Source organism: Nocardia sp. NPDC047038 (genome assembly GCF_040644075.1).
Taxonomy (GTDB): Bacteria; Actinomycetota; Actinomycetes; order Mycobacteriales; family Mycobacteriaceae; genus Nocardia; species Nocardia sichangensis.
On the sequence record NZ_JBEYVQ010000007.1, the window covers coordinates 282,573 to 307,473 of the forward strand.

General features: G+C 66.3%; 19 protein-coding genes. 8 read left to right on the plus strand and 11 right to left on the minus strand.

Annotated features, from left to right (window positions below):
• Nucleotides 1-585: 585 nt before the first annotated feature.
• Together ABZ824_RS24425 and ABZ824_RS24430 are read right to left on the minus strand one after the other, a co-directional pair.
• Nucleotides 586-4,962 (minus strand): caspase family protein, encoded by a 4,377-nt coding sequence (locus ABZ824_RS24425; RefSeq protein WP_356965506.1) that lies wholly within the window; start codon nucleotides 4,960-4,962, stop codon nucleotides 586-588.
• Nucleotides 4,959-5,345 carry a hypothetical protein gene (locus ABZ824_RS24430; RefSeq protein WP_356965507.1) on the minus strand — a complete coding sequence of 129 codons (387 nt, stop codon included), beginning with the start codon at nucleotides 5,343-5,345 and terminating at the stop codon, nucleotides 4,959-4,961. Before ABZ824_RS24430 ends, ABZ824_RS24425 begins: the two co-directional genes overlap by 4 nt.
• Before the next feature lie 872 nt (nucleotides 5,346-6,217).
• On the opposite strand from ABZ824_RS24430, the gene ABZ824_RS24435 reads away from it, so the two are divergent.
• The 3 genes from ABZ824_RS24435 to ABZ824_RS24445 all read left to right on the plus strand — a co-directional run bounded on the left by ABZ824_RS24435 (nucleotide 6,218) and on the right by ABZ824_RS24445 (nucleotide 8,696).
• Entirely contained in the window at nucleotides 6,218-6,529 is a 312-nt protein-coding gene (locus ABZ824_RS24435; RefSeq protein ID WP_356965508.1) for a hypothetical protein, read from the plus strand.
• Between the two features lie 801 nt (nucleotides 6,530-7,330).
• Nucleotides 7,331-8,194: a class I SAM-dependent methyltransferase gene (locus ABZ824_RS24440; RefSeq protein ID WP_356965509.1), complete on the plus strand. Its 864-nt coding sequence runs from the start codon at nucleotides 7,331-7,333 to the stop codon at nucleotides 8,192-8,194.
• Between the two features lie 166 nt (nucleotides 8,195-8,360).
• On the plus strand, nucleotides 8,361-8,696 hold the full coding sequence (locus tag ABZ824_RS24445) for a helix-turn-helix domain-containing protein (protein ID WP_356965510.1): 336 nt from the start codon (nucleotides 8,361-8,363) through the stop codon (nucleotides 8,694-8,696).
• Nucleotides 8,697-8,705: 9 nt separating this feature from the next.
• Here ABZ824_RS24445 and ABZ824_RS24450 read toward each other — a convergent pair whose 3' ends face one another.
• Complete coding sequence (locus tag ABZ824_RS24450; RefSeq protein WP_356965511.1) at nucleotides 8,706-9,215, minus strand: SRPBCC family protein; 510 nt, start codon at nucleotides 9,213-9,215, stop codon at nucleotides 8,706-8,708.
• Entirely contained in the window at nucleotides 9,212-9,997 is a 786-nt protein-coding gene (locus ABZ824_RS24455; RefSeq protein WP_355076679.1) for an SDR family oxidoreductase, read from the minus strand. Before ABZ824_RS24455 ends, ABZ824_RS24450 begins: the two co-directional genes overlap by 4 nt.
• A 78-nt stretch (nucleotides 9,998-10,075) precedes the next feature.
• Here ABZ824_RS24455 and ABZ824_RS24460 point away from each other — a divergent pair, with 78 nt between their 5' ends.
• Complete coding sequence (locus tag ABZ824_RS24460; RefSeq protein WP_356965512.1) at nucleotides 10,076-10,651, plus strand: TetR/AcrR family transcriptional regulator; 576 nt, start codon at nucleotides 10,076-10,078, stop codon at nucleotides 10,649-10,651.
• Nucleotides 10,652-10,786: 135 nt separating this feature from the next.
• Here ABZ824_RS24460 and ABZ824_RS24465 read toward each other — a convergent pair whose 3' ends face one another.
• The 4 genes from ABZ824_RS24465 to ABZ824_RS24480 all read right to left on the minus strand — a co-directional run bounded on the left by ABZ824_RS24465 (nucleotide 10,787) and on the right by ABZ824_RS24480 (nucleotide 16,455).
• Nucleotides 10,787-11,953: an MAB_1171c family putative transporter gene (locus tag ABZ824_RS24465; RefSeq protein ID WP_356965513.1), complete on the minus strand. Its 1,167-nt coding sequence runs from the start codon at nucleotides 11,951-11,953 to the stop codon at nucleotides 10,787-10,789.
• Between the two features lies 1 nt (nucleotide 11,954).
• Entirely contained in the window at nucleotides 11,955-12,467 is a 513-nt protein-coding gene (locus ABZ824_RS24470; RefSeq protein ID WP_355076685.1) for a hypothetical protein, read from the minus strand.
• A gap of 184 nt (nucleotides 12,468-12,651) precedes the next feature.
• The gene (locus ABZ824_RS24475; protein WP_356965514.1) at nucleotides 12,652-15,930 is read right to left on the minus strand and encodes a protein kinase; all 3,279 of its coding nucleotides are present in this window, start codon (nucleotides 15,928-15,930) and stop codon (nucleotides 12,652-12,654) included.
• A 117-nt stretch (nucleotides 15,931-16,047) separates the two neighbouring features.
• Nucleotides 16,048-16,455 carry an OB-fold domain-containing protein gene (locus ABZ824_RS24480; protein ID WP_356965515.1) on the minus strand — a complete coding sequence of 136 codons (408 nt, stop codon included), beginning with the start codon at nucleotides 16,453-16,455 and terminating at the stop codon, nucleotides 16,048-16,050.
• Nucleotides 16,456-16,779: 324 nt separating this feature from the next.
• Between ABZ824_RS24480 and ABZ824_RS24485 the strand changes: the two genes are divergently transcribed.
• Nucleotides 16,780-17,343 (plus strand): ester cyclase, encoded by a 564-nt coding sequence (locus ABZ824_RS24485; protein ID WP_355076689.1) that lies wholly within the window; start codon nucleotides 16,780-16,782, stop codon nucleotides 17,341-17,343.
• Between the two features lie 20 nt (nucleotides 17,344-17,363).
• Here the strand turns inward: ABZ824_RS24485 and ABZ824_RS24490 are convergent, their stop codons facing one another.
• Both ABZ824_RS24490 and ABZ824_RS24495 read right to left on the minus strand, forming a co-directional pair.
• A complete protein-coding gene (locus ABZ824_RS24490) occupies nucleotides 17,364-17,831 on the minus strand; it encodes a hypothetical protein (protein ID WP_355076691.1) in 468 nt (155 codons plus the stop codon).
• Nucleotides 17,832-17,890: 59 nt separating this feature from the next.
• The gene (locus tag ABZ824_RS24495; RefSeq protein ID WP_356965516.1) at nucleotides 17,891-19,177 is read right to left on the minus strand and encodes a helix-turn-helix domain-containing protein; all 1,287 of its coding nucleotides are present in this window, start codon (nucleotides 19,175-19,177) and stop codon (nucleotides 17,891-17,893) included.
• A gap of 189 nt (nucleotides 19,178-19,366) precedes the next feature.
• On the opposite strand from ABZ824_RS24495, the gene ABZ824_RS24500 reads away from it, so the two are divergent.
• Nucleotides 19,367-22,189, plus strand: coding sequence for an aminotransferase class I/II-fold pyridoxal phosphate-dependent enzyme (locus ABZ824_RS24500; protein WP_356965517.1), 2,823 nt, complete (start codon nucleotides 19,367-19,369; stop codon nucleotides 22,187-22,189).
• On the opposite strand, the gene ABZ824_RS24505 is transcribed toward ABZ824_RS24500, so the two are convergent.
• The gene (locus ABZ824_RS24505) at nucleotides 22,148-22,891 is read right to left on the minus strand and encodes a TetR/AcrR family transcriptional regulator (RefSeq protein ID WP_356965518.1); all 744 of its coding nucleotides are present in this window, start codon (nucleotides 22,889-22,891) and stop codon (nucleotides 22,148-22,150) included. The genes ABZ824_RS24500 and ABZ824_RS24505 overlap by 42 nt on opposite strands.
• 93 nt (nucleotides 22,892-22,984) lie before the next feature.
• Here ABZ824_RS24505 and ABZ824_RS24510 point away from each other — a divergent pair, with 93 nt between their 5' ends.
• Nucleotides 22,985-23,848 carry an NAD(P)H-binding protein gene (locus tag ABZ824_RS24510; protein WP_356965519.1) on the plus strand — a complete coding sequence of 288 codons (864 nt, stop codon included), beginning with the start codon at nucleotides 22,985-22,987 and terminating at the stop codon, nucleotides 23,846-23,848.
• 474 nt (nucleotides 23,849-24,322) lie between these two features.
• A complete protein-coding gene (locus tag ABZ824_RS24515) occupies nucleotides 24,323-24,625 on the plus strand; it encodes a hypothetical protein (RefSeq protein ID WP_356965520.1) in 303 nt (100 codons plus the stop codon).
• Nucleotides 24,626-24,901: the final 276 nt, after the last annotated feature.

Sequence of the window (24,901 nt, forward strand, 5' to 3'; positions counted from 1 at the left end):
CGTGGCTCGACAAGGGGCTCGCGCCTCGGGCCGACACAGATCGGCGACCGGCGAAGGGCGAACCATCCCTCACGCTCGAAGTCGAGCGATCATGCGAATAATACGGATACAGTGTGACCGATATTTCACCGCAGTGTCAAGCAATCTGGTCACCCCGCAATGACGCTGGATCAGCCTGACAGAGTCACCGCCTTGGTGTTGATCAATGCCACCGGCTATCCGGAAAAGGAGCTGCCGTCAGGGATGCGACTGGCGCGCAATCCGGTCGCGGGGCAGCTGCTGCGGCGAGTCATGCCGCGCCGCGCGGCCGAGCGCAGCCTCCGGCAGGCTGTCGGCCCGCATCCCGCGGAACGGTCTCCGGCACGTCGATGTAGGGCGGCTTGGCCACCGCGGGTGTTGCCGAGCTGGCGGGCGGCGCGTTCGGGATCACCGTAGGCGTGTGAGTCCTGACACTCCACCCGTCTGCCACTGCAGGCGGGCGGATGCACTCCCGGCTCCGGGGCGATGCTACGCGCGATCTCACCGTCGGCCAGGTGAAGGACTCGATGCGGACGGAACACATCGTCCGCCAGTGACGCCCTAGCGTCAGCCGCAGACGTTGTCGTATGGCAAGTTCGGTGCGTAGTACTGCCAGTCCTTTTCGGAGATCGCCGTGCCGAGCCGTTGACAGGCTGCCGCTTCCGGATCGAGCAGCGTCGTCAGCGCGCCGCGGACATCCCAGACCCGGACGGTGCGCGGATCGCGCGAGACGAGATACCCGTCCAGCCGCAACCGCAGCGCGTCCACGGTGCCCAGATGGCCGGGGAGCAGCACGGTGCTGTCCATGTTGTCGGTCGGCGCGAGCATGACGTCGCGGCCCAGCGCCATGGTGAGTATCCGCGGGTCCAGGTTGAAGGCGGACGAGTTGAGCACCCGCTGGGTCGCTTCTCGTAGCTGCGGCACTGTGGGATCGGTCAGGTCGTAGACCTCGGTGGCAGGGTTCTCGGCGGTGAAGCTGCTGGTTTTCAGCAACATGCGGCCGTCGGCGCTGACCGTCACGCGCCCGGCCGCCCCCGGCAGTTCCGCGAGCAGCCGAGACTTGTCCCGTCCACGAATGTCCCAGATACCGGTACTGTCCGATTTCGTGACCGCGGCGAGCAACCGGCCATCCGGCGACACCGTGTAGACGGGTTTCGGAGAACCGCCGACCGGGATCTCGTCGAGCTGCCGAGGTCGTGCCGGGTCGGTGATATCCCACAGCTGTACGACGTACCCGAAGCGGCTCTGGCTCTCCCGCTCGACCGCCAGGGTCGTCCCCGCGTGGTCCATCCGCACGGTCATCGTGTGCGTGTTGGGATACGTCAGGCCGATCCCCGAATTCGTCGCGACCGACCCGACCTGTACCGGGTCGGCCGGGTCTACGAGCGACCAGAGTGCGGTCGCGCCGTCGGCGCCACGCACCGCGACCAGATGACCGTCCCGCGCCATGCTCACATCGGCGGTTCCGTCGGCCTGCTCGGGTATTCGGCCGACCCGCACCGGATGCAGCGGATCGGTCAGCCGCCACACCTCGAGCATCTGGGGTTCGGTGAGCGATGATTGACGGTCGACGATCAGTGTCATGCCGTCCGGGCTGAAGTACCCGTCGTTACCGAGGGCTTCGAATTCGGTCTCGACCTCTATCCCGGTGCCGCCGCCGAGATTCCACAAGGTCGTCCTTCCGCCCCGCCCACCGGACACCAGCGCACGGCCGTCCGCGGAATACGTCAGTGACCGGATCTGGCCTGTCAGTTCGGTGTCGAGGCTGCGTTCGACATGCGGGTGCAGCGGGTCACGCACGTCCCAAACTTGAACGCCTGCACCGCTTCCGCCGACGGTCAGCGTGCGTCCGGACGGACTGAATTCCGCTCGGGTGGCGCTCGGCCCGATCACCCCGGTCGGTCCCGTGTCGGAGACGGTGCGCAGTGCCGTCGGCCGGGTGCGGTCGGCCAGGTCTATCAGGGTGACCGGAGCCCCGCGTCCGGTGAGCGCGACCAGGCGGTTGTCCGCGCTGAACGAGGCGAACTCCCGCGGTCCGCCGGTGATCATACTGAAGGACGCCGGGTCGGTCTCGATCGGCAAGGCGGTCGAAAACCGCGCCAGTTGCACAGGTGAAGCAAGATCCCGGGTATCCCACAGGACGTACCCGGTGTCGTCGCCGGTGACGAGCATCGAATTGTCTTTGCTGAATCCGAGCAGCCCGCCCGGCATGTCCGGTCGCGCGACCTCGGTGACCTGGTCGCCTATGCGGACCAGGATGGTCACGGAGGCGTTGTCGACGATCGTTCTCCGGACGCCGACTGTCCCGTCGGCGGAGATCAACGCGACCGTCCCGCCGCCGTCGGCGCGGCTGAGGGCGGGTCGCGCCGGATCGCTGATGTCCCACCACTGGACATCGCGCTCACGCTGGTCGACCGGTCGCGTCTTGTCATAGTCATGGCCGAATACCACGAGGGTGCGGCCGGTCGCGTCGAACCGGAGATCGTCCACGTGCCGGACCCGGAATCTGCCGACCGGAGCGTTGGCCAGCTGGTGGCCGTCGACCCGCCACAGCGCCACATGGCCGATCTCGTCGGCGGCCGCCAGCAGACCGCCGTCGGGGCTGAGCGCTACCGCTGTGATGGCGTCGTCGGCCTCCTGGAATTCGGGCATGATGACCGTACCGCCGAACGGGCTATCGACCAATGCCCTCGCCAGCTCCGCGCGGTTCCGATCACTCGGCGCGATCCGCGCCGCGGCCAGTTGAAAGCTCAGTGCCGCACGAGGATTGGTCTCCGCATGGATCTGCCCCAGCAACTGCAACTGACGCACGGCCGCCTCGTCAGCGCTCGCCCTGGCCCGGTTGCGCTGATCGATCGCGATAATCCCGCTTGCCGCCGAGAACACGGTGAGCAGCACCAGACCCATGGCCACGCCGAATTTCAGGCGTTTGGTGAACGTTTGCCTGCGCTCGCTGGCGTGCAGGTACTCCTCTTCCGGCTCGTTGAGCCGAACGCCGCTGTCGCGTAACCGCAAAGCCGAATCCAGCGCCGGACCGGACAGCAGCAGGCTTGGGTGTCCGCGGTCCTGCCACTCGGCGGCCCGGCTGCGGACCCGCTGCCGCTCCCGTATCCCCGCGCCATACTGGTCGATCCACTCCTGCAACAGCTTCCATGCGTCCAGCAGGGCGTCATGAATCAGGAATACGGCGCCTCGGTCGATGCCGAGCAGCCGGGCTCGGACAAAGACGTCGAGCACCTGCGGGTCAGGCCGGAGATCGTCCAGCGCGACGACCCGGCCGGTGCGCTGCAGCTCGCCGTCCAGCGGAACCAACGCCAGAAACAGCTGGCGCGCTTCCGCTTTGCCCGCCGCGTCGAGCGCGGCATATACGGCGTCGGCGCTCTTGGTCACCGCTTTGTCGATGCGGCCTGCCCGGATGTAGTCGGCGGCGGTGAGTACCCGGCCCCGACGCACCTGCCAGGTCTCCATCAACGCGTGCGACAGTAGTGGCAATACCTCCACCGAGCGGCCCGAGCGCGGCAGCGCGTCGGAAAGGATGATCTCGACGAGATCCTCTCCCGCCACGAAACCGGCTTGCTCGGCTGGCTTTTCGACCACCGCGCGGAGATCGGCGGGCGTCATCGGTGTCACTTCGACGGCCGCTCTGGCCGCCGGGCCGAGCGCCGGGTAGCTCAGGCAGCGCCCGAGGAAGTCGGATCGGAGGCAAACCACCGTCAGCCGGGCGACGCTGGCCAGTGCCGTCAGCTCCTCGATGAAGACATCGGCAACGGCGAGGTGGTGGGTGAACACGTCCTCGAACTGGTCGACCGCCACGGCAATCGGTGTGGTGTTGCAGGTTTCGCGCAGCCGGGTGGGGTCGGTGAGCAGGTCGTCGACGGCCTCCTGGGAAATTCGGAGGGCCCCGGCCAATTCGGTGCGCAGCGCCGCCAGCGGATCGGTGCCGGGCACGAACGCTACTTGCCGCCATGTCTCCGAGCCGGGGAACTTCTTACCCTTATCGAGCAGCGGCAGCAGCCCGGCGCCGAGTATCGACGATTTTCCGACGCCGGACGCGCCGGTGAGCACGATCAGGTCTGTGGCGCGCGCGGCGATGGCCGCGGTCAGCGCGGCGGTCGTCTCAGCACGCCCGAAAAACCGTGACGCATCTTCCTTCTCGTACGCGGCCAGCCCGAGATACGGGTTGACGGCGTCGGTGGCGCCCGCATCCGGCGGCGGCTCCGGCTTCGGTTGTCGGTGGGCATGGTTGTTCGCGATGACCAGTCGCCCTGCGTTGCCGCGGAATTCGATGCCGATCCGGGGCTGATGGGGATCGAGGTCATGCAGCTTGCGATTGAGTAGCTCGGTCAGGCGGGCGAGCGTGGTCAGCGGTGGGCCATTCGGATCGCCTGCGGCGAGGACCTGCAGCAACGCGCCGGTGAACACGGTGTGCTCGGCGCCGTCGCGGACCAGCGCGGGTCCCCACGGCGTCGCGGACACCAGCAGCAGGCCGTCGGCGATATCGGAGCCCAGCCTGGCGCGGCCGGAGTAGCAGCAGTCGAGCACCACGAGCACCGTGCTCGCCGTCGACGTGGACAGTGCCGCCGGAATGGCGGAGAACTCCAAAGCCTCACTGGCGGGGCGGTTCTTGGTGATGTCAACGGTCGCCACCGTCGAGAGGAACAGCTCGTTGCCCGCCGCGACCAGCCCGTGCCCGACGAAGTAGATCAGCAGGACATCGGTCGCCGCAGCGGCAGTGGCCCGGATGACGGCGTCCAACATGACCGGATCGGGCGGATCGAGGACGACTCGGATGTTTGCCGGGGAAATGTCACACGAATCCACCAGCCGCTGTTCGAGATCCGCCAACGACGTGCGCACGGCCGGGACGTCGGACAGCTTCGGGCTATCCGTGTGTTCGGTTCCGATGAGCAGTACGCGTGTGCCTGCGCCGCTCAGTCCGGTCATGATTCGGTGTTGTCGCTGTCGGGTGAGTCGAGTTGGCCGATCAGCTCGGCCAGCGCGGCAGGAAGCTCGGCATCTTTGAGCCGCTTGATCCGTCTGGCGGACAATGTGACTTCGGTCTTCTTGTCGGTGCGCCGGATGCTGAACTTGATGTCTGAGGTATAGACGCGCAGAAAGGCGAACAACGCGGTGGCCAGCGGCACCAGTGTCTGCGGCTGTAGCGCGATCTGCAGGCCCTCTAGCACCGGCCCCAAAGTGCCTTTGGGGGCGGGCTTTTCGAGCAGGGTGACCCGGCCGCGCCACCGCGCATCGTTCAGTAGCTCGGTGTTCAGGTCGCGGAGTGCGTCCGCGCCTCCCGGCTGGGTTGATTCGACGAGAACGTCCATGTGCCTATCCCTCCACCGCCTCGACAATTAAGGATGTCGCATGTTCGCGTCAGTTGTTACACACTCGCGCAATCTGCTGTCCGCCGGTGGAATGAGCCCGGGCTTCGATGAGCGACGAGGATTGCTGCCGGGCTGAGCGCCAACAGAGGGTCAGGTAACCGTCAATAGATATCGAATGTGATATGCATCACATTCACTCAGCAAATTCGCTGGTTGGGCGACGAAGCCATGGCAGACCTGCGGCTTTTGATAGAAAAGTCCCTACTTGCCCTGTGCATAGTTAACCGTCTGTGCTTAAATTGTGACCAAGCCGACATCAAACGTTGGCCACCCGACACCGCGGTCAGCCCCGTGATGACGGGATGGCAGCCGCGCGAATGCGTGACGCCGGAGAGTTGAGCATCCGACAACAGAAGACCGCTCCATCGGCGAGCCTCAGCGGCTCTCTCCAAGGGTCCGTGCAGCCCTACGCGCTGTCGGAATCCGATCCTTCCGTACAAGAGATCGATGCACAATGTCTGACTGCCGACATCTATACCAGCGCTGCGGCGCGAATCGCGAACGCATCGGCGTCGCCATCGGCGCCACGCGCATGGTAGCCGTGGCCGCACCTACCGCACATGCAGCCGACCGAGCATGTAGCTGTGTCAATACGCACGGCGAGGGGTGGCGGCACATTCGAGTACCGGTAGGTCGAAATCTGATGCGGTGCATCAATTAATCAAGGTGAGCCAGGAGCCGTGACACGTCACAAACCAGTCACCGCCCACAGCAACGCTCGCGATATACAGATCCGACTTGTGGTATCCGAGCGCACCATCCAGAAGCGCAGGTTCAGAAAACAACGACAACCGTCACCTAAGGAGCTGACAGTGCACAAGAAGGCCGAACAGGCACTCCATCAGGATTTCCACCGCTGGACCGCGCTGGTCGACCGAGCCGCACACGCGGAAAACGAAGTCGAGCGCGAGAACCCCGCCTTGGCTGCGGCAGAGCTGCAAGAGAAGTGGATCCGCACGGCCCCCGAAGGCTGGCGAACACTGCACAGCCAATGGTGCGACAGAATCGACCCGACGCGACCAGCCGATGCTGGAATACGCTCCACCTCGGGTCAGATCGCCGACTCGAACTGCGCATGCGCATTGTCGAGGCCGCTCCGAACTCGAGCAATCTCGTACCGATGACCCCTCCGGCAGGCTCGTCAGCGAGTCGCCGTGCCACGCACGTCACGCGACAGTTCGCCGTACATGGCACGGCCGACGCGCGATAGCGTCGCCGGATCCTGAGCGCGTCGATCCAGCTTGCCTGGACGTTACCGATTCGCATGGTCGTTCGCAGCTACGTGGACCTGGACACAGTGCTCGTAACCGACGACTGATCGGCTCGGTCTCGATAGCGCTACACACAACCGGTTCCGATCCTCTTCGCGCATTTACTGGCGGGAGAACAATGGACGAGAACATCCACACAACAACGAACAGATTCTGCTCACGATGCAGAAGAGCGCTGTTATCGGAAGCGGATCAGCGTCGACGCCTGCACACATACTGTCTCGAGTCGGAGGCACATCCTCTTGCTCGAATGACCCCAGCCGACTGGAGGGCGGTGGCCGGTTGGCTCGATCCGTACCGATCCCAGCTCATGGGAAATATGGGGTCGGAGTAGTCCAGCCGATAGCCGATAGCCGACGGTAGCGTTCTGGACCGTGTATCCGACGGCTCCTGACCCTCGGTAGGGATATGCGCGGATCGAGGTGGTGCGCGCGGCGGGTTCGGCAGTGCGGATCGAGGCTGCTACCGGTGAGGATCCGGTGGCGGGTTCCGGCTGCGGGGTGCTCCGGGCGGGTTCACAGCCGTTACCGGCGGCGGTTGTCGGACATCGCGATAACCAGTCGCGAGGTGATCATCGGGTTGCGGGTGCGCAGATCGGAGTGAGCGTGAGTAATTCATAGAGCGTGCGCCACACTCGTGACTAGGTTGTCGAACATGGATAACGACGGACCCAGCCGTACAGCGCTCATCACCGCGTACGCCCGCGCCTATCACCAGATCGCTGACCGACCACAAATCTTCACCGACCCCCTGGCGGCACGTCTACTCGGCGTCACCGCAGAGGACCTGGCCGAAAAGGGGACACCCACAACCGATCACCTCCGTGACGGGGTCAGCGATCGGCCCCGCCGACTGTTCTTCGCCGCCCGCGCGCGCTTCGCCGAAGACGCCGTGGCCGCGGCCATCGCCGCTGGTGTGCGGCAGGTCGTGATCCTCGGCGCCGGTCTGGACACCTTCGCCTACCGCAATCCGCGCCCGGACTTGCGTGTCTTCGAGGTCGACCACCCCGCCACCCAAGCGTGGAAACGCGAACGCCTTACTACCGCCGGAATCGACCGCCCTGAGACGTTGACCTTCGTGCCGGTCGATTTCGAAACCCAGACGCTGGCAGCGGCGTTGGAATCCACCGGATTCGAACGGACGGACCCGGCCGTCTTCGTGTGGCTCGGCGTCGTCTTCTATCTGACTCCCGACGCCGCCCACGCCACTCTCGAATACATCGCTGGTCAGGCCCAGCCGGTCGAGGTGGTCTTCGACTACCTGCAGCCCGCGGACACCGATGTGGACCATGCGCACCAGCAGGCCCGCGCCGATCGGCTGGCCGGCCTCGGTGAACCCGTGTTCAGCTACTTCACGCCCGACGACCTCGCCGCACAGCTGCGCGCCCTCGGCTTCACCGACCTCGAAGACCACTCCGCCCCCGACCTCATCGCCGGCTACCTCGACGGATCCGAAAATTTCGAGGGCGAACCGCCCCCCGCACTGCGCGCGATCCGCCTACTGCGCGCGAGCCGCTGAGTTCGTCTGCCGCGGTCGCGGCCGCCGGACCAGCGCCTACGAGGAACGCGACGCCTCCGATCGGATCACACACGTCACGTTGTTCCTGCGTCCGTTGGGAACCCTGCGTTGCGGAAAAGGCACGGCAGCTGCAGGATTCACCTCTGCCCAGCCAGGCCGGACAGCCATGCCCACCCCCGCGCCACGACCCGGACATCCCGTCCGCGGCTCCTCGACCGGCCGCCCGATCATGGCCCTGTACGACCTGATCGGGCGGCGGTGGACTCTGCGAGTGATCTGGGAACTCGACAGAGCCGCACACCCACCGACCTTCCGCGAACTGCGTACGGCATGCGGCGAAATCTCCTCGAGCGTGCTGACCCGTCGGCTCCATGAACTCACCGCGGCCGGCATCGTCGACCACGTGAACGGCTACTCGCTGACACCGATTGGACAACGACTCATCCACAGCTCGCAACCGATCACCGCATGGGCCCAAGACTGGGGCCGCCAACTTCACTAGCCGCCATGGTCAAACCGTCCCGCGAGTACTATGTGTGCGAGCGAATCCGGCGAGTCCGGCGGCGAACGAGTCGAACATCGGCTCGAAAAGGCGTCGCATCACCAGTGATTCGACCGGGCGCAGCGCCGGCGCCGGGTCGAGGTGTACCTGCCAGACCATGCGGCAGCGGCCGGGGCCGAGCGGCTCGAAGGTGATGTCTTCGATCATTCGGCGCGCCAGCGGGATCGACATGGCATCGGCGGAGAACGTGAAACGGGCGGCGGGCTCCCAGGCCAGGAATCGTTCGCGCACCGTGATCCAGCGCAAGTGAATGTCGCGGATCGTTCCCACGTCATGCGCAGCATTTCCGTACCAGGTGGTGGCCCGGTACCCGTCGGCCCACTCCCCTTGGCCTTCCCCGGTGGCGAGAATGTCGAAGGTTCGCTGCGCCGATGCGTCCACGATACGTTCGCTGAGTAGGTGGCGGCGCATCGAAGAGATATCGCACAGGCTGCTGGGACGCAGGGCGTACATGGTCATTTCGCGGCGACCAATCCACGGGTGAGGCGAATCGTGGTGCGGCGCGGCAGGTACCGCGGCAGACGCGTGGACACCGCGTTCGTCAGCCCGGATACCACGCTCGGCCGGGGCGTGCGACGGTCCAGTTCGCGCAGAGCCGTCGCCACCACCTGCTCCGATGTCTGCCGTCGTCCGACACTGGCGGCTTCGCCCGCCACCTCGAAGAACTCGGTATCGGTGGCGCCCGGGCACACGGCGAGCGCGGTGACGCCACTACCTTCCAGCTCGCCCCACAACGCCTCGGTGAACGAGAGCACGAACGCCTTCGTCGCGCCGTAGACGGCCATGAACGGGATCGGTTGGAACGCCGCGGTGGAGGCGATGTTGATCACCGCTCCGCGGCCGCGCCGGATCATGTCCGGCAGTGCCGCCCGGGTCAGTTCCGCGACGGCGGTGATGTTGACCGCGATCTCCTCGCGCACGCGCGCGCGGTCGTGGTCGGCGAGCGGGCCGTGGGTCGCGAAACCGGCGTTGTTGACCAGCACGTCGATCGGGTGCTCGTCCGCGCTCAGCAGGGCGGCGAGGCGCTCGACATCCGCGGGGATCGAGAGGTCCGCGGTGACGACCCGAGCCCGGATACCGAAGGTGTGTTCGAGGTCTGTCGCCAGCTCACGCAGCCGATGCTCGCGCCTGGCGACCAGGATCAGGTCACACCGTCTTTCCGCCAAGGCCGTGGCGAATGCCGCGCCGATTCCGCTACTCGCACCGGTCACGACCGCCGTCGCGCCATCCCAGTTCTTCATGTCGCCTCCTGAAGGTGAACAGGTGTTCAGCTAGCTATACTTAACATCTGTTCAGTGACCTATGTCAAGGGAGCCTCGATGACCGATACACGCCAACGACGAGCGCGCGGAGAGGGCGAGCGGCTGCGCGCGGAGTTGGTTGCCGCCGCGATCGAGCTGCTGCTGGAACCGCAGTCGTTGCCGACGCCGTCACTGCGGGCCATCGCCCGGGCCTGCGGTGTCGCGCCCAGCGCGGTCTACATGCACTTCCCGTCTCAAGATGCGCTGAACTATGCCGTGACCGAGGAATTGTTCGGTCGGCTGCGGCATGCGCTCGACGCCGCGGACATGCCCGACGGCACCCGCGTCGACCGGCTTCGTTCGCTGATCGATGCCTATCTGACGTGGGCCGAGAATCATCCCGGCGCCTACCAGTTGCTGTTCGAACGACCCGATCCCTCGACCGAGCCCGGTACCGGGCCGGGACTGGATCTGCTGGATCGTCTGGCCGATCTGTTACCGGCTGCCGAGGAGTCCCCGGACCTCGCGCTGCGCGCGTGGTGCGCCCTGCACGGCGTGGTCTCGCTACGGATCCACAAACCAACGGCCCCTTGGACTTCGGAACCACGTGCCGACGCATGGGCAGTCGTCGCGGCCCTCGCCGACCTACCGTGACCACCGGTGGCATCCACCCTGCGGCGCCCTGACTAGGCGGACGTTCGCGTGGGGACGATTTTCGCGACACCATCACCGTCGATATGAGGAAGATTTCGAGCAGTCGACGGCGGCGGATACACCGACGCGTGACGCCTACGGCGATTTTGTCAGGCCGCGGACGTGTGGCCATGCCTTGGCGAGTGCGAGGAGCTGGCGCAGCTCCGCAGTGAGATCCCTTGCCCCCGGTTGGATTTGGTGCCGCGGCGTGAGCCGGCTCGCGCGCGGGGCGTGCCCGGCAGCTTTCGTTGCGATGGCCTCGGCGACGCGACGGGCATAGATGTGTGGGTCGCCGCCGGTGGCGGCCAGATCGTCGGGGCAGTCGCTGTAGCGCTTGAGATGCAGCAGACTGTCGCGGATCTCGACCGTCATGCGGTGCAGACGGATGGCCGGGTCTGTTCGGCCGTCGAGGTCGCGCCGCGTCTCCATGACGATTTCCGGTACGGCTGCGGTGAGATCGGCCCACATCGGCTGCAAGCGGCGGCGATATCGGCTGGTACGGTCCCATCCGACGTGGGAGACCAAGGCGCTGATCAGCGGCACTGTGACCACTGCGGGAGCGCCGACCGCCGAGAGAAGGAACCCGCACCATGCTTTCCAGCGCATTTCGGGATCGAATGGCGGTTGGCCGGTCAGGACACTGACAAGCGAATCGATCGGGTATGCGACCGCGACAATCCCCATGCCCACCGCGGTGCACAGGACCACCGTGTACAGTGCGCGTTCCTGCCAGGGGCTTTCGCCCGCGGCGCGCATCTCGCGCACGCTTGCCCGGCTGACGAGCACAGCCGTCGCACCGAGCGGCAGGGAAAACGCGATCCAGATCACGACGGCAGGCCAGCCGAGGGCTTGGTCGATCAACTGGTCGGCGCGGCGGGCGGGCGTCCCTGCGATCAGGATGACAACGGTGGCGGTGAGGGTGAGCAGGTAGTAGCGCCGCTGCCTGTGCCACGTGTGGGCGGGGTCTGCGCCTGCCCACAGCTTGGCGATGCCGTAGATATTCGAGACGGCCAGCACGGTCGCTCCCAGCGAGAGCTGCCGGGCGATGTTCACCACGTCGCTGTTGTCGCCGGGCAGCAGCCGGGTCAGTGACTGTTCGAACCACGACTCCCGCAACAGGTGTTCGAGGAGAGCCGCGGCGAGCGCGCGGTTGACGAGCCGGTCGACGACGCTGTCCGGCAACAGCCACCACCGACCGATGAGCGCCAACGCGATACCTGTCAGGACGGGCCAGGTGATCGAACCCGGGATCGGGGAAGTCATCTCACCGATGCCGGTTTCGGAAGAACGTCGAGCGGAACCGGCTCGCCGACCGCTTCGGCAGCATCGCTTCGACGAGCAACAGGTCGGCGAAGGTTTCGGCGGCGCGCTCGCGCTCACTTCCGTAGTCCTGGCGGCGCAGTACGCTGCGGATGGTTTCCAGCGACAGCGAGGGCATCAATTCGCGCAACGGCAGATCGGCCGCGGCACCATCGGTACCGCTCGCGGTTCCTCCGTGGCCGAGCAACATATGACCGATCTCGTGGGCGATGATGTGATCGGCATGCCATTCGGTGTCGGCTCCGTACATGATCACGTCGTCGCCTGCACGGGCGATCCACAGGCCGCTTCCGGTGCCGCATCCGTTCTCCGAGAGTGCGCCGACATCGATCGGGCACAACGTGATCGGCCGTTCCCGGTACTCCGCCACCCGCGCGATGTACTCCGTTACGTCCCATGGGTGGGGGATCGGTACCAGGCGACCCAGCTCCTCGAATCGCGCGGCGAGATCCTCCATTACGCCTTCCCCTTGTCGATCACGTGACCTATGCCGATACCGCGATGAGCGTAGCCGCCGACCGAGCATCGTCACGGACGCGGCTTGTCGCGCAGGCTTTCTCGCACCGACTCGACGGATCGGCCGCGTGGTCATCGTCCAGTCGGCCTGACAGAGAAATGCGTAGTCGATCGTGACGGTTCGCTCATGTTCCCGAAGGGTTGCGCGAGGCCGCTATCCACGCCGCGACCTGTGTTCGCGAGGTGAAGCCCAGTTTGGTCAGCACGTGTTCGACATGGCCTTGTGCGGTGCGGGGCGAGATCACCAAGCGAGCGGCGATCTCCCTGTTGGTCAGGCCTTCGGCGACCAGTTCGGCGACTTGCCGCTCGCGTTTGGTCAATTTGCTGCCCAGGGGATTTCGCGCCGAGGGTGAGGCCGGTTCACCCAGGGCGTAGGCGATCGCGGCGTCGAGATCGAGCGCAGCGCCCTCCCGGTGGGCCGCGGCGTAGGCCTGCTCGCTGATGGCTTCTCGAGTTCGGCGCTCGCACTCTTCCTGATAAGCGAGCAGCTCTGGGAATTGGGTCGGCGCGGTACCCACGGACCGGCCGATCTGTTCGGCGGCCGCGAACAAGACGACCACACGCTCGGCAGCCTCGTGGTCGGCTGCGATCCACGCCAGTGCTTGCAGGCACATGCTGAGGTTCGTGCGGTCGTCCACCTTCCTGCTCACCCGCAGTGCTCGCACGATGAGTCGAGTCGCCCGCACGGAATCTCCTCGACGCCACAACGAAATAGCCAGCGCCCACATCGCGTAGGCCTGATATACCGTCCCGCCGTGTTCTTCGATGAGCGCGAGAGAGCGTTCGAAATATTCGATGGCCCGGGCGCTGTCGTCGGCCAGTCCGTGTGTGAGACCGAGAAAGGTCAGCGCGTCGACTCGGAAGAGGAGAGGGCCGCCTCGCTCGGTATACACCTGGAGGGCTTTCTCGAGATACAGGCGGGCGTCGGAGAGGTTTCCATTGAACAGTGCGAGGAGTCCATCGGCGAAGTCAATGTGTGCGCGGATCAGCGGGTCGGTCGTCCGCTCGGCGAACGCGTGCCCTTCGCGTACCAGATCGGCCACCCCTGAGACGTCGCCCTGTACTGCGGCTATGAGGGAGGTCGCGAATATCGCCGCGGCCTGGTCGACGGTGACTGTGCCGGTGCGGCGGGCCAGCAGACGCTCCAGCCAGCGACGCTCCTCGGCGAGGGAGCCGTGGGAGAACCGGAAGGGCAACAGAGCGTTGGCGATCCGGATTCCGGCTTCGGGGCTGTCGGACACGCAGAATTCCAGCGCTTGCCGCATGTTCGGCTGCTCCCGGCGCAACCGTCCGACCCACTCGAAGTCCCGAGGACTGATCAAGTCGGCATTCGCATCGATCGCCAGCTGTTCGTACCAGTCACGGTGGCGACGGCAGAGTTCGAGGTATTCGCCGGTCCGCTCCCCTTTTTCGCGGCCGTAGTCGCGCACCGTGTCCAGCATCCGAAACCGCACCACGCCCGCCGACTCTTCGCGAATGAGGATCGACTTGTCGACGAGGAACGCGACCGTATCCAGAATGTTCTCCGCTGCCAGATCCTCTCCGCAGACGTATTGCGCGGCCTCGAGGTCGAAGCTGCCCGCGAAAACCGACAACTGAGCCCACACTCGTTGTTGCACCGGTGTACACAGGTCGTAGCTCCAGTCGATGCACATGCGCAATGTCTGTTGCCGCGGCGGTGCGCTCCTGCTGCCGCGAGTGAGCAAGGCGAACCGATCGGTCAAGCGTCGCAATATCTGTTCCGGCGACATCACTCGCAACCAGGCCGTCGCCAGCTCGATCGGCAACGGCAAGCCGTCCAGCTGCCGGCAGATCCGGGCGATGGGGCGTTGGTTGTCCTCGGTGAGTTCGAACCCCGGCACGGCCGTGGCGGCCCGGTCGCTGAACAACCTCATCGCGTCATTGCGGGCCGGGTTCCTGGGTAGCCGATCCGGATCGGGGACGGCCAGCGGGTGGATCGGCAGAACCGCTTCCCCTGCGAGGCCGATCGGCTCGCGGCTCGTCGCGAGAATCCGCACTCGCTGACACGCGCGAAGCAGCGACTCCGCGAGTTCCGCCACCGCGGCCACCAGTTGCTCGCAATTGTCCAGCACGAGCAGCAGTTCGCGATCGGCGAGGAACTCGGCGAGTACGTCGCGTAACGGCCGCATCGATCGGTCCTGCAAGTTCAGCGCGCCCGCGATGACGCTCGCCAACAGCGATTCGTCACGCAGCTCACCCAGCTCGACGAACACCACACCGTCGGCGAAGTCGCGTTGCGCAGTGGTGGCCACTTGCACCGCGAGCCGCGTCTTGCCCACTCCGCCGATCCCGGTGAGGGTCACCAACCGCGAGGTCGACAACGAGTTCGTCGCGTGCGTCAGCTCGGTTCGTCGATCGATGAAGCTGGTCAGTTCCAGCGGAAGCTTCCCCGAACCCGACGAAGCCTCCGTCGCTCGATGCTGCCGCGACCCCGTCGAAGGCGACTGCCGGCCTGGTGACTCGGCCTCGGGCTCCCCCGCGAGCGGAGTGTGCAACGCCATTTCATCGACAGGGAAACCATGACGGGTCTGCGCTTCTCGGAGTTGCTCACCCAGTTCCGCGGCGGAAGGTCGGCTGTTCGGGTCACCGGCCATGGCACGTTCGATGATGGCGCCCACGGCCTCGGGAATGCCGTGCTCGCGCAGGTGCGGTACCGGCTCGGAGGTGATTCTGAGGAACTGGGCCACCAACTGCTCGCCGTCGCGGCGTTCGAAGGCCGCGTGGCCGGTGATCGCGGCGAACAAGGTGGCGCCGAGGCCGTAGACGTCCGCGGCCGGGCCTGCCGCCTCGCCGCCGATCACTTCCGGAGCAGTGAAGGCGGGCGTCCCGGTCACGATGCCCGCGCCGGTGACGAACCCGCCTCCGATGTGAGCGATGCCGAAATCCACCAGCGTGGGCTCGTCGTAGTCGGTGTAGAGAATATTTCCGGGCTTGACGTCGCGATGGAGCACCCCGGCGCGATGCGCCGTCTCGAGAGCCCCGGCCATCTTCACCCCCAGCCGCAGTACTTCCTCGAGTCCCAGCGGCCCGCTGCCGCGGATCCGTGCGTCCAGAGAGCCGTGCGGGTAATACGGCATGACGATGTAGGGGCGACCGTCGTCGGTGACGTCGGCGTGCAGGACATGCACGATATTGGGATGGCCGGTCAACCTGCCCGCGGCCCGCTGCTCGCGTAAGAACCGGGCCCGGTTGTCCTCGTCCAGATCGGCGGTGAGGACCTTGACCGCGACCACTCGGTCGAGCGAAGCCTGCCTGCAGCAATACACAGCGCCGAAACCACCCCGGCCGATCTCGGCGGCGTCCTCCAGCCCAGCCGCCGCCAGTTCCGCCGCGACCGAACCGGACGCGTCGCGTTGCGTCGCGAAGGGATCGGCATCGGTCATCGACTACACCGATTCACCCCATCCGAGCTCATTGGCAAACCCACCACTGCACACCTCCCGGTGACGTATCCCCAGGATATCGCCGGGACGTATCCAGCGGGTCGCGCAGTCGGACTGTCAGGGCAAACGGGTGCTGACCGCGAATACCGGGAACCTGCCTTCCCGGGGATGGGGTTGGAATTGAACGCGCACCGACGGGCCCGCGGACGAGGGGATCTCGCCTTCGAGCGATGTGTAGACCCACGGGCCTTCGTCGAGCTCCACGATGGCGATCGTCAGCGGCACCAACCCGCCCTGCCTGTCGGTCGGGGCCCGATCCACTACCCGCCATGACACGACGGAACCCGCACCCGACGACGGCACACTTTCGAGGTCGTCGGATCCGCAGGACGAACACCCGGACGTTATCGGCGCGAGCAACTTCTCGCACCGCATGCAGCGGTAGATCATCAACATGTCGTCCGCGCGCAGCTCACTGCCACCTCCGACGACATTCGAAGTGTGCTCGACCTGGTTCGTGTGCATACGGGCCTCCCCGAGGCGGTGCTGGCAAGTTCCGCTCCAGACTGCCCCGCTGAGCCACGTCGAGCGACGGTGAAATTACCGGGGGGTATACCTATTTTTCGCACGATCGAGGTGCGGACCGCACACCTCCTTGATTATATCCACGGCGTGGGTATAAGTTCGTCATCACTTAACCCACACTGTGGATATCGGAGGCATGCGCCTTCCGTACCCGCGGTTTCCCTCCCCCAGCGAACTCACCGTCACATGGACCAACCCGGGCACCAGGCCCATGCGCAGTCACGGCCACAGCAGTGATGGACCCGGCTTCGAAGGAGTACTCCCATGTCGTCCCGATTCCACCTACCGCCCGAAGACGTGCTGCGCGCCCGCGAGAAACTGGTTCTCGACCACTTCCGCGACGAAGTCCGCCAGGACTGGGACGCCACCCTGTCGACATTCCCCCACCCGCACTACGAGATCATCGCGCAGATGCTCGTCCACGACGGCGACGGCGAAGTGCGCGGCTACTACCACGACACCCGCGTCGCCTTCCCCGATCAGGACCACGAACTCATCGCGCTCCGGCACAGCCATGACGCCGTCATCGTCGAATTCTGGCTGCTCGGAACACATCTCGGATCACTCGGCAAGATTCCCCCGACCGGCTCCCGGCACCGCACGAGGATGACGGCCTACTTCGTCTTCGACGAGCACGAGAACCTGGTGACCGAACGGATCTACTTCGACCAGCTCACCATTCTCCGACAACTGGTGGGCGGACTGAACAAACGCGATCCTCGTGACCTGTGGAAGCTCGGCCGAGCCGCCGCCGGAGCCCTCGCCATGGCCGGCTCCGATCCGGACCCGCGCCTGCTGGCCACCACCCCACCCGACCTCGGCGATTGACCGCCGATACGCAGGACCCGTTACGGGCGTTCGGCCGTTCCTCCGCCGTTGTCGCGGGTTTCGATGGCCTTCACGGTCTTGTCCAGGGCCTGGCGCAGGACGCGTTTGCCGACGGTCCCGACCACGACTTCGAGGACTCGCCCTTTCAGGTTCTTGCCCTCGCGCACGATGACGACATCCACATCGGTCTTCCCGTCCGACCGGCGGTTGAAGGTGTAGGTGTGGCCCGAGTGGCCGCCCCATACGTTCGAGTCGGTGGTCGTCATGACGACCCGCTCGGGATTCGACCAGTCGTAGTGCAGGCGTTCCCAGATGCCGTGCGAGCCTTCCGTGACGTCGGCCTCACGGCGGCCCTGGTTGTGCACTTCGAGGTATTCGTCGGCGCTGTTGCCGAACACCTGTGAGCGGCCCGGCCCGAAATCGGTGAGCGCCGCTACGAACTGCTCCGGTGTCGAGTTCGTCGTCTCCTTGAAGTGGATGGTGGACATTGCCTTCTCCTTTGCTTTGGGGTGATGGGTTTCAAGCCAGGAGGTGAAAACGATCTGCGCTACGCCGGGCCTCGGCGCAATGCCGCGCCCCCGTACCACTGGCACACCAGCAACGCCATCTCGACCTCGAGCCGGTCGTCGTCTATCGGTCGACCCCGCCGCGCGATCGCTCGCGTTATCCGGTACTTCACGGAATTGAAGTGCAGGTTCATTTCCGCGGCCGCGGCCTTGTAGCTCGATCCGGTGCGCAGGAAGACCCGCAACGTCTCGCGGAGCCGCTCGTCGTTGTCGTTGTCGGAGGCCAGGTCGCCGAGTACCTCGCTCACCCAGTCCCGCGCTTCCGCCATGTCACCACCCAGCAGCGCCGCGGCGGACAGTCCCGGATCGGTCGCGGAGAAGACCGTCGGATCGTCCGTCCCGCGGGCGAGCGCGACCGCGCGCGCGGCCTGAGCGTGCCGATGGGACCGCTGGAAGCCCTCGACGCCGGCGCCGAGCGTGCCGATCGCGAAACAGGGAGCGTCGGCCCGGTCGCGTGCGAACCTGCGTACGGCGCCGACCGGGTCGGCGGGAACCGACCGGTAGGGCAGCCAGGCCCATGCGCTGACCCGATCGACGGCGGCGAACAGCGGGCGCGCCGACGCGTTCGCCGCTTCGGCCAGTTCCCGTACGAACCGCTGTATCCGGGGCAGCTCGTCACCGTCGGTGCTCAGCTCCGGATACCACAGCACCAGCGCGAGGTGATGCCAGCGCAGCGGGTAGCGGATCGACTCGGTCGCCGCGTCGACGTCGACGGCGCTCGTCTCGGTCAGCACTTCACGGACCTGGAGTGTGCGAATGCTGTTCTGATTCTCCAACCACTGTTCCCGCTCCCCCTGGTAGGCGGCGACGACCTGGCGGGTGATCGAGTCGATGTAGTTGAACAGCGTCGTAGTGATGGTCTGCAGGGCATCGACACGCTGCTGCGGCGTGATATCGGCGGCCCGCACCTCCGCGAACACCAGTTCGCTCATCCGTCGCTGCCCCACCCAGTAGGCGCGAATCAAAGCATTGAGCGAAACCTCGTGCTGAGCAAGCCGTTTGGCGTATTCGATCGCCGCCGTCGGCGCCTGGACGCGCGCAACCGGGATATCGTGGCGCAGCGCCTGCAACAGTGTCTCGACATTCGCGTGCACGCTGGCCCCGAGCAGTTCCAGCGAATCCGTGTCCTCGCGCAGTTCGGCTATTTCTTCCTCGAGTTTGCGCCGGATGGTCGTGCCGATTTCCGTCACCCGCTCGTTCATCCGGGCGGCGATCCCTCCGACGTAGTCGCCGAGCTCGACTTCGCTATCGCGACGAAAAGTCGTCACACGATCATTGTAGGTACCTCGCTTCGGCGCCACGGAAATATCGCGGGCGGCCTTCGAGCGACAACCGTGGCGAGGAACCTGCCGACGTGCTCTCTTCGCTCGGCTAGGAATTCGACCTGCCGCGAGGCACAATAAGGTCTATCGCGTTCGACAGATCACTTCGCCCATCGAGGGGGCGGAACTGACGACATGCACCGAGACGGCGAGCGCCCGAAAGGGCTTTCTGTTTCCGCGCTGGCGGCGGTGGCGAACCCGTCGTACTCGCGAATCGACACCTGGAATCTGCTCGACGACGCGTGCCGTCGGCTCGCCGATGTCAATCGGGCCGGGCTGGACGCCACCCACGAAGCCGCCCGGGTGCGGCGCCTCCTCGATCGACTCGGCACCTATGAGCGGTACTGGCTGTACCCGGGACCGGCGAGATTGGCGGCGTTTCGCGATTATCTCGCCGATCTCGCGACGGCGCGGCTCACCGACGAAGTGTCGGTGGCCGTGCGCCTGCTCTCCGAGTACGGCGACCGTGCGGCCTTGTTCGACACCTCCGCGCCGCTGGAAGATCAGGAACTCGTGGCGCGGGCCAAAGAGCAGCAGTTCTACACCGTCCTGCTCGGCGACGACGCTCCGCCCGACGCTCCCGCGGGCCTGGCGGAGAGCCTGCGGGCACTGCGCGACCCATCGGACGATGTGCAGTTCGAACTGCTCGTCGTGGCGAGCATCGAGGACGCCATCACCGCCGTCGCGTTGAACGGCGAGATTCAGGCGGCGATCATCCGGCACGACCTCCCCCTCCGTTCCAGCGACCGCGCGCCGTTGATGACCACGTTGCTCGGCGCCAACGAAGACGTGAACGTGACCGACCGCAACCACGACTGGGTCGAATGCGGCGAGTGGATCAGGAAGCTGCGACCGCATATCGACCTGTACCTGCTCACCGACGAGTCGATCGCCGCGGAGACCGAGGACGAGACGGACGTCTACGATCGCACGTTCTACCGCCTCAACGACGTCACCGACCTGTACAGCACGGTGCTCGCGGGCGTCCGCAGCCGGTTCGCCACACCGTTCTTCGATGCCTTGCGTGCCTACGCGGCCGCGCCGGTCGGCCAATTCCACGCGCTTCCCGTCGCACGTGGCGCCAGCATCTTCAACTCCAAGTCGCTGCAGGACATGGGCGAGTTCTACGGCCGCAACATCTTCATGGCCGAGACGTCGTCCACCTCCGGCGGGCTGGACTCACTGCTGGACCCACACGGCACGATCAGGGCGGCGATGGACAAAGCCGCCGAGACGTGGTGCGCCGATCAGACGTACTTCGTCACCAATGGCACATCCACCGCGAACAAGATCGTCGTGCAGGCCCTGACCCGGCCGGGCGACATCGTCCTGATCGACCGCAATTGCCACAAGTCGCACCACTACGGCTTGGTGCTCGCCGGAGCGTACCCGCTGTACCTGGATGCCTACCCGCTCGCGCCGTTCGCGATCTACGGAGCCGTGTCCCTGCACACCATCAAAAAGGCACTGCTGGACCTCGAGGCGGCCGGACAACTGGACCGGGTGCGGATGCTGCTGCTGACCAACTGCACTTTCGACGGCATCGTCTACAACCCCCAGCGCGTGATGGAGGAGGTTCTGGCGATCAAGCCGGACATCTGCTTCCTGTGGGACGAGGCGTGGTACGCGTTCGCGACCGCCGTGCCGTGGGCGCGACAGCGCACCGCGATGGTTGCCGCCGAGCAACTCCGATCGACGTTGTCCTCGCCCGGGTACGCCGAGGAGTACCGCGAGTGGCGTGCGTCGATGCGGGGAGTCGACCGTGCCGAGTGGAGCGAGCGCAGGCTGCTTCCCGACCCCGAGCGTGCGCGGGTGCGCGTGTACGCGACGCATTCCACCCACAAATCGCTGTCCGCGCTTCGGCAGGCGTCGATGATCCATGTCCGCGACCAGGATTTTAAAGCTCTCGTCCGCGAGACGTTCGCCGAGGCGTTCCTGACCCACACCTCGACCTCGCCGAACCAGCAACTCCTGGCGTCGTTGGACCTGGCGCGCAGGCAGGTCGACATCGAGGGCTTCCAGCTGGTCCGCAACGTCTACGACATGGCGCTCGTGTTCCGCCACCGCGTCCGTAAGGACCGGCTGATCGGGAAGTGGTTCCGCATCCTCGACGAGGACGACCTGGTGCCCGACGAGTTCCGCCCCTCCGAAGTCATCTCCTACCGGCAGGTCAGACAGGGTGGCTTGGCGGAGTGGAACGAGGCGTGGCGGTCCGATCAGTTCGTGCTCGACCCGACCCGGGTCACCCTGTTCATCGGCAAGACCGGCATGAACGGGTACGACTTCCGCGAGAAGATCCTGATGGACCGGTTCGGCATCCAGATCAACAAGACCTCGATCAACAGTGTGCTGTTGATCTTCACGATCGGCGTCACCTGGTCGAGCGTGCACTACCTGCTCGACGTGCTGCGCCGGGTCGCCACCGACTTCGAGAGAAGCCGGAGCGCGGGTGGCAGGGCCGATCGCGCGCTGCAACAGCGCCGGGTCGACGAGATCACCAAGGATCTGCCCGCACTGCCCGATTTCAGCGAGTTCGACAGCGCTTTCCGTCCCGACGGCGCCAGCTCGTTCGGCGATATGCGTTCGGCCTTCTACGCCGGGTATGCGGAGTCCGACCGCGAACACGTCCTGCTCGGCGATGCCGGGCGACGGCTCGCCAAGGGGAAGCCCCTGGTATCGGCCACCTTCGTGGTGCCCTACCCGCCCGGCTTCCCGATACTGGTTCCAGGGCAGGTGGTCTCGACGGAGATCCTTTATTTCCTCGCCGACCTCGACGTCAAGGAAATTCACGGATACAACCCCGACCTCGGGTTGTCGGTCTTCACCGAAACCGCGCTCGCGCGGCTGGCCGCGGCTCGGCACCCGATTGCCGCGGCATCCGACGGTGGCGGCGCAGGGAAGATCGAGGGTCGCCGATCAGCCGTCGGCGGCAAGGCGGTTCAGCCACTCCCGCAGTAGATCTTGCTCCGCGCTGCTGAGGGTCGTCTGCTCGGGCAGTGCGGCGCGCAAGGCGCGGGCGGCGCCTGCCGGGCCCGCGTCTCGCACCGCCGGTTGTTGGTTGGTGACGGCGGCGACCATCGACTCCCGCAGGGTGGTCAACAAGGCCGGGTTACGCCGCTCCTCGCGCAGCGAGAGCCAGGTGAGCACTGCGCCGCGCGCCGTGGCATGGATGATCTGGGCCGCGAGTTCCTCGTCGACGCGCAGCCAGCCGCCGGCGGCGAGGCGCCGGATTCGGCCCATCAGGATTTCCATGCCGGCCTTGAAGGCAGCCGAGGTGGTACCGACGGGTTCGGTGTACATCAACGTGTACAGCGCGGGGTTGGCCAAACCGAATTCGACCGCGACGTCCCAGCCGGCTCTGAGGTCCTCGATGGGGTCCGGCGGATCGGGGTCGACGTGCTTGGTGGCGAGAAACGCGGCGAAGCCGTGCTCGGCCACCGCGTCGAGGAGCCCGTCCTTGTCGCCGAACAGCCGGTAGATGGCCGGCGGCTGCAAGCCCGCCGCATCAGCGACCGCGCGCGTGGTGACCGCGTCGCGACCCCCACGCGTCAGCAGGTCGATGGCGGCCTCGATGACCCGCTGCCGGGTCTGCTCGCGGCCCGTGGCCGTGCCGGACTCGACGGTAGTTGCGTCATCGGTGCCGCGTGCGCGCGATGTCATATATCAACGATACCGCTTCCCTGGTTCCATTGTTAGTATCAGTGATACCGTTCAACTGTTTCCATTGGAACCGCCGTAACACAGGAGCGCATCATGATCATCGTGACCGGAGCCACCGGACAGCTGGGACGTCAGATCGTCGAGAGACTGTTGACGCGCGTGCCGGCGGATCGAGTCGGCGTCAGCGTCCGCGACCCGCGAAAAGCGCGGGCGTTCGCCGAGCGAGGGGTACGGGTACGCGAGGGAAGCTTCACCGACGCCGCCGGCCTCGCCAACGCCTTCGAGGGCGCCTCTCAGGTACTCATCGTCTCCGTCGACAAAATGGGCGAAGAGTGCGTCGAACAACACCGCACCGCGATCGAAGCGGCCGTCGCCGCGGGCGCCCGGCGCATCCTGTACACCAGCCAGATGGGAGCCAGTGCCTTGTCGCACTTCCAGGCGTGCCGTGATCACGCCGCCACCGAGGACGCACTACGCGCCTGCGGTGTGCCGTTCACGTCGCTGCGCAATGGCTTCTACGCCACCAGCGCGGCGCACTTCCTCGGCCACGCAGTGGAATCCGGTCAGCTCGAACTCCCCGCGGACGGGCCGTTCAGCTGGACCGCGCACGCCGACCTCGCCGAAGCCGCCGCCGCCATCCTGGCCGACGAAGGCCGCTTCGACGGCCCCACGCCGCCGCTCACCGGAGGGCAAGCGCTCACCTTCGACGACATCGCCGGTATCGCCACCGAGATCACGGGCCGCGCCGTGACAAGGACCACGACACCCGACGACAAGTTCCGGGATGAGCTGGTGGGCCAAGGCGTTCCCGCGCAGCGGGCGGATCAGTTGCTGGGCATCTTCGCCGCCAGCCGAGTCGGCGAGTTCGCCACTGTCGACCCGACACTGGCCACCCTGCTCGGTCGCGAACCCGTCACCTTGAGTACGGTGCTGCGCGAGCAGCTCTCCCACGTTTGATGGCGTGTCGGCAGAGCGAGCCCGCAGCGATCGCCGAAAACTGTTGCGGGCCATTGTGTTCACGCGCTGGGTGACCGGCATTCGCTTCGATCCGGAGATCAGCGCGTGGCCTGCAGGATGATCGCCTTGTAGTCGGTCCACTCCGCTCGCCCGGCCAATGCGGCGGAGTCGGCGGTCGCCGCCGATTGCCAGGCTGCTGTATCCCGATACGCCATCCTCGGCGGTCCCGATTCCGCGGCCGCAGACGATGTCGCCGCCCGTGCTGATCGAGAACGCGATGCCGGGGACGACGCGCAAAGGTGTCCGCGTGGGCAACCGGAACCCGACACCTTGGTGGGATCGAACCACGAGCAGGGTGCGCTGCCGCGCACCCTGGGTGTCCTTTCGGCCCGGACCAGCGTCGATGAGTCTGGACAGCGTCATAAATGACGACAGCGGGACCTCCCCGCCACACCGACACGAAGGAGCACCCATATGACCATCGACCAGCGCTCGACCCACCGCACCCGCCGCTTCGCCCGCGCCCTGGCGATCGCCGCAGCACCCGCCCTGCTGGGCATGGGGCTGCTGACGGCCGGCGTGGCCCAGGCCGGCCAGGACCCCAACCTACCGACCTGCTCCTGGCCCAACCTGGCATGCGGGCCGCAAACCAACCTGACTCCCGGCGGCCAGACCAACCTCACCCCCGGCAACGCGGCCAGCGCCACCAGCATCCCCGCCGACCGCACTCCTGGCGGCCCCCACCGGCCGCCTCACGTCCGGCCGATCGCGGGGTAGCGCCAGTTGATGATCACGGTGCGTACGTGCGACCCCGCCGCACTCGAGCGGGGTCGCAGCGAAGCCCGGTGACCGTACGGCGACAACGATCTTTCCGAGCGCGGCCAGTGGTCGGAGGGAAGTCCCGGCATCGCGCGACCCGCACGTTCGTAGACCGGGCGGATAGCAGACCCGGTCCGGGCCCGCACGCCAGCAGAAGCAGTTCCGCCCGATCGAGAGCGGTCAGCACCTCACGCCGCCAACTGTCGTCGGGTGTGTAGCGGCGCGCACCTGTCG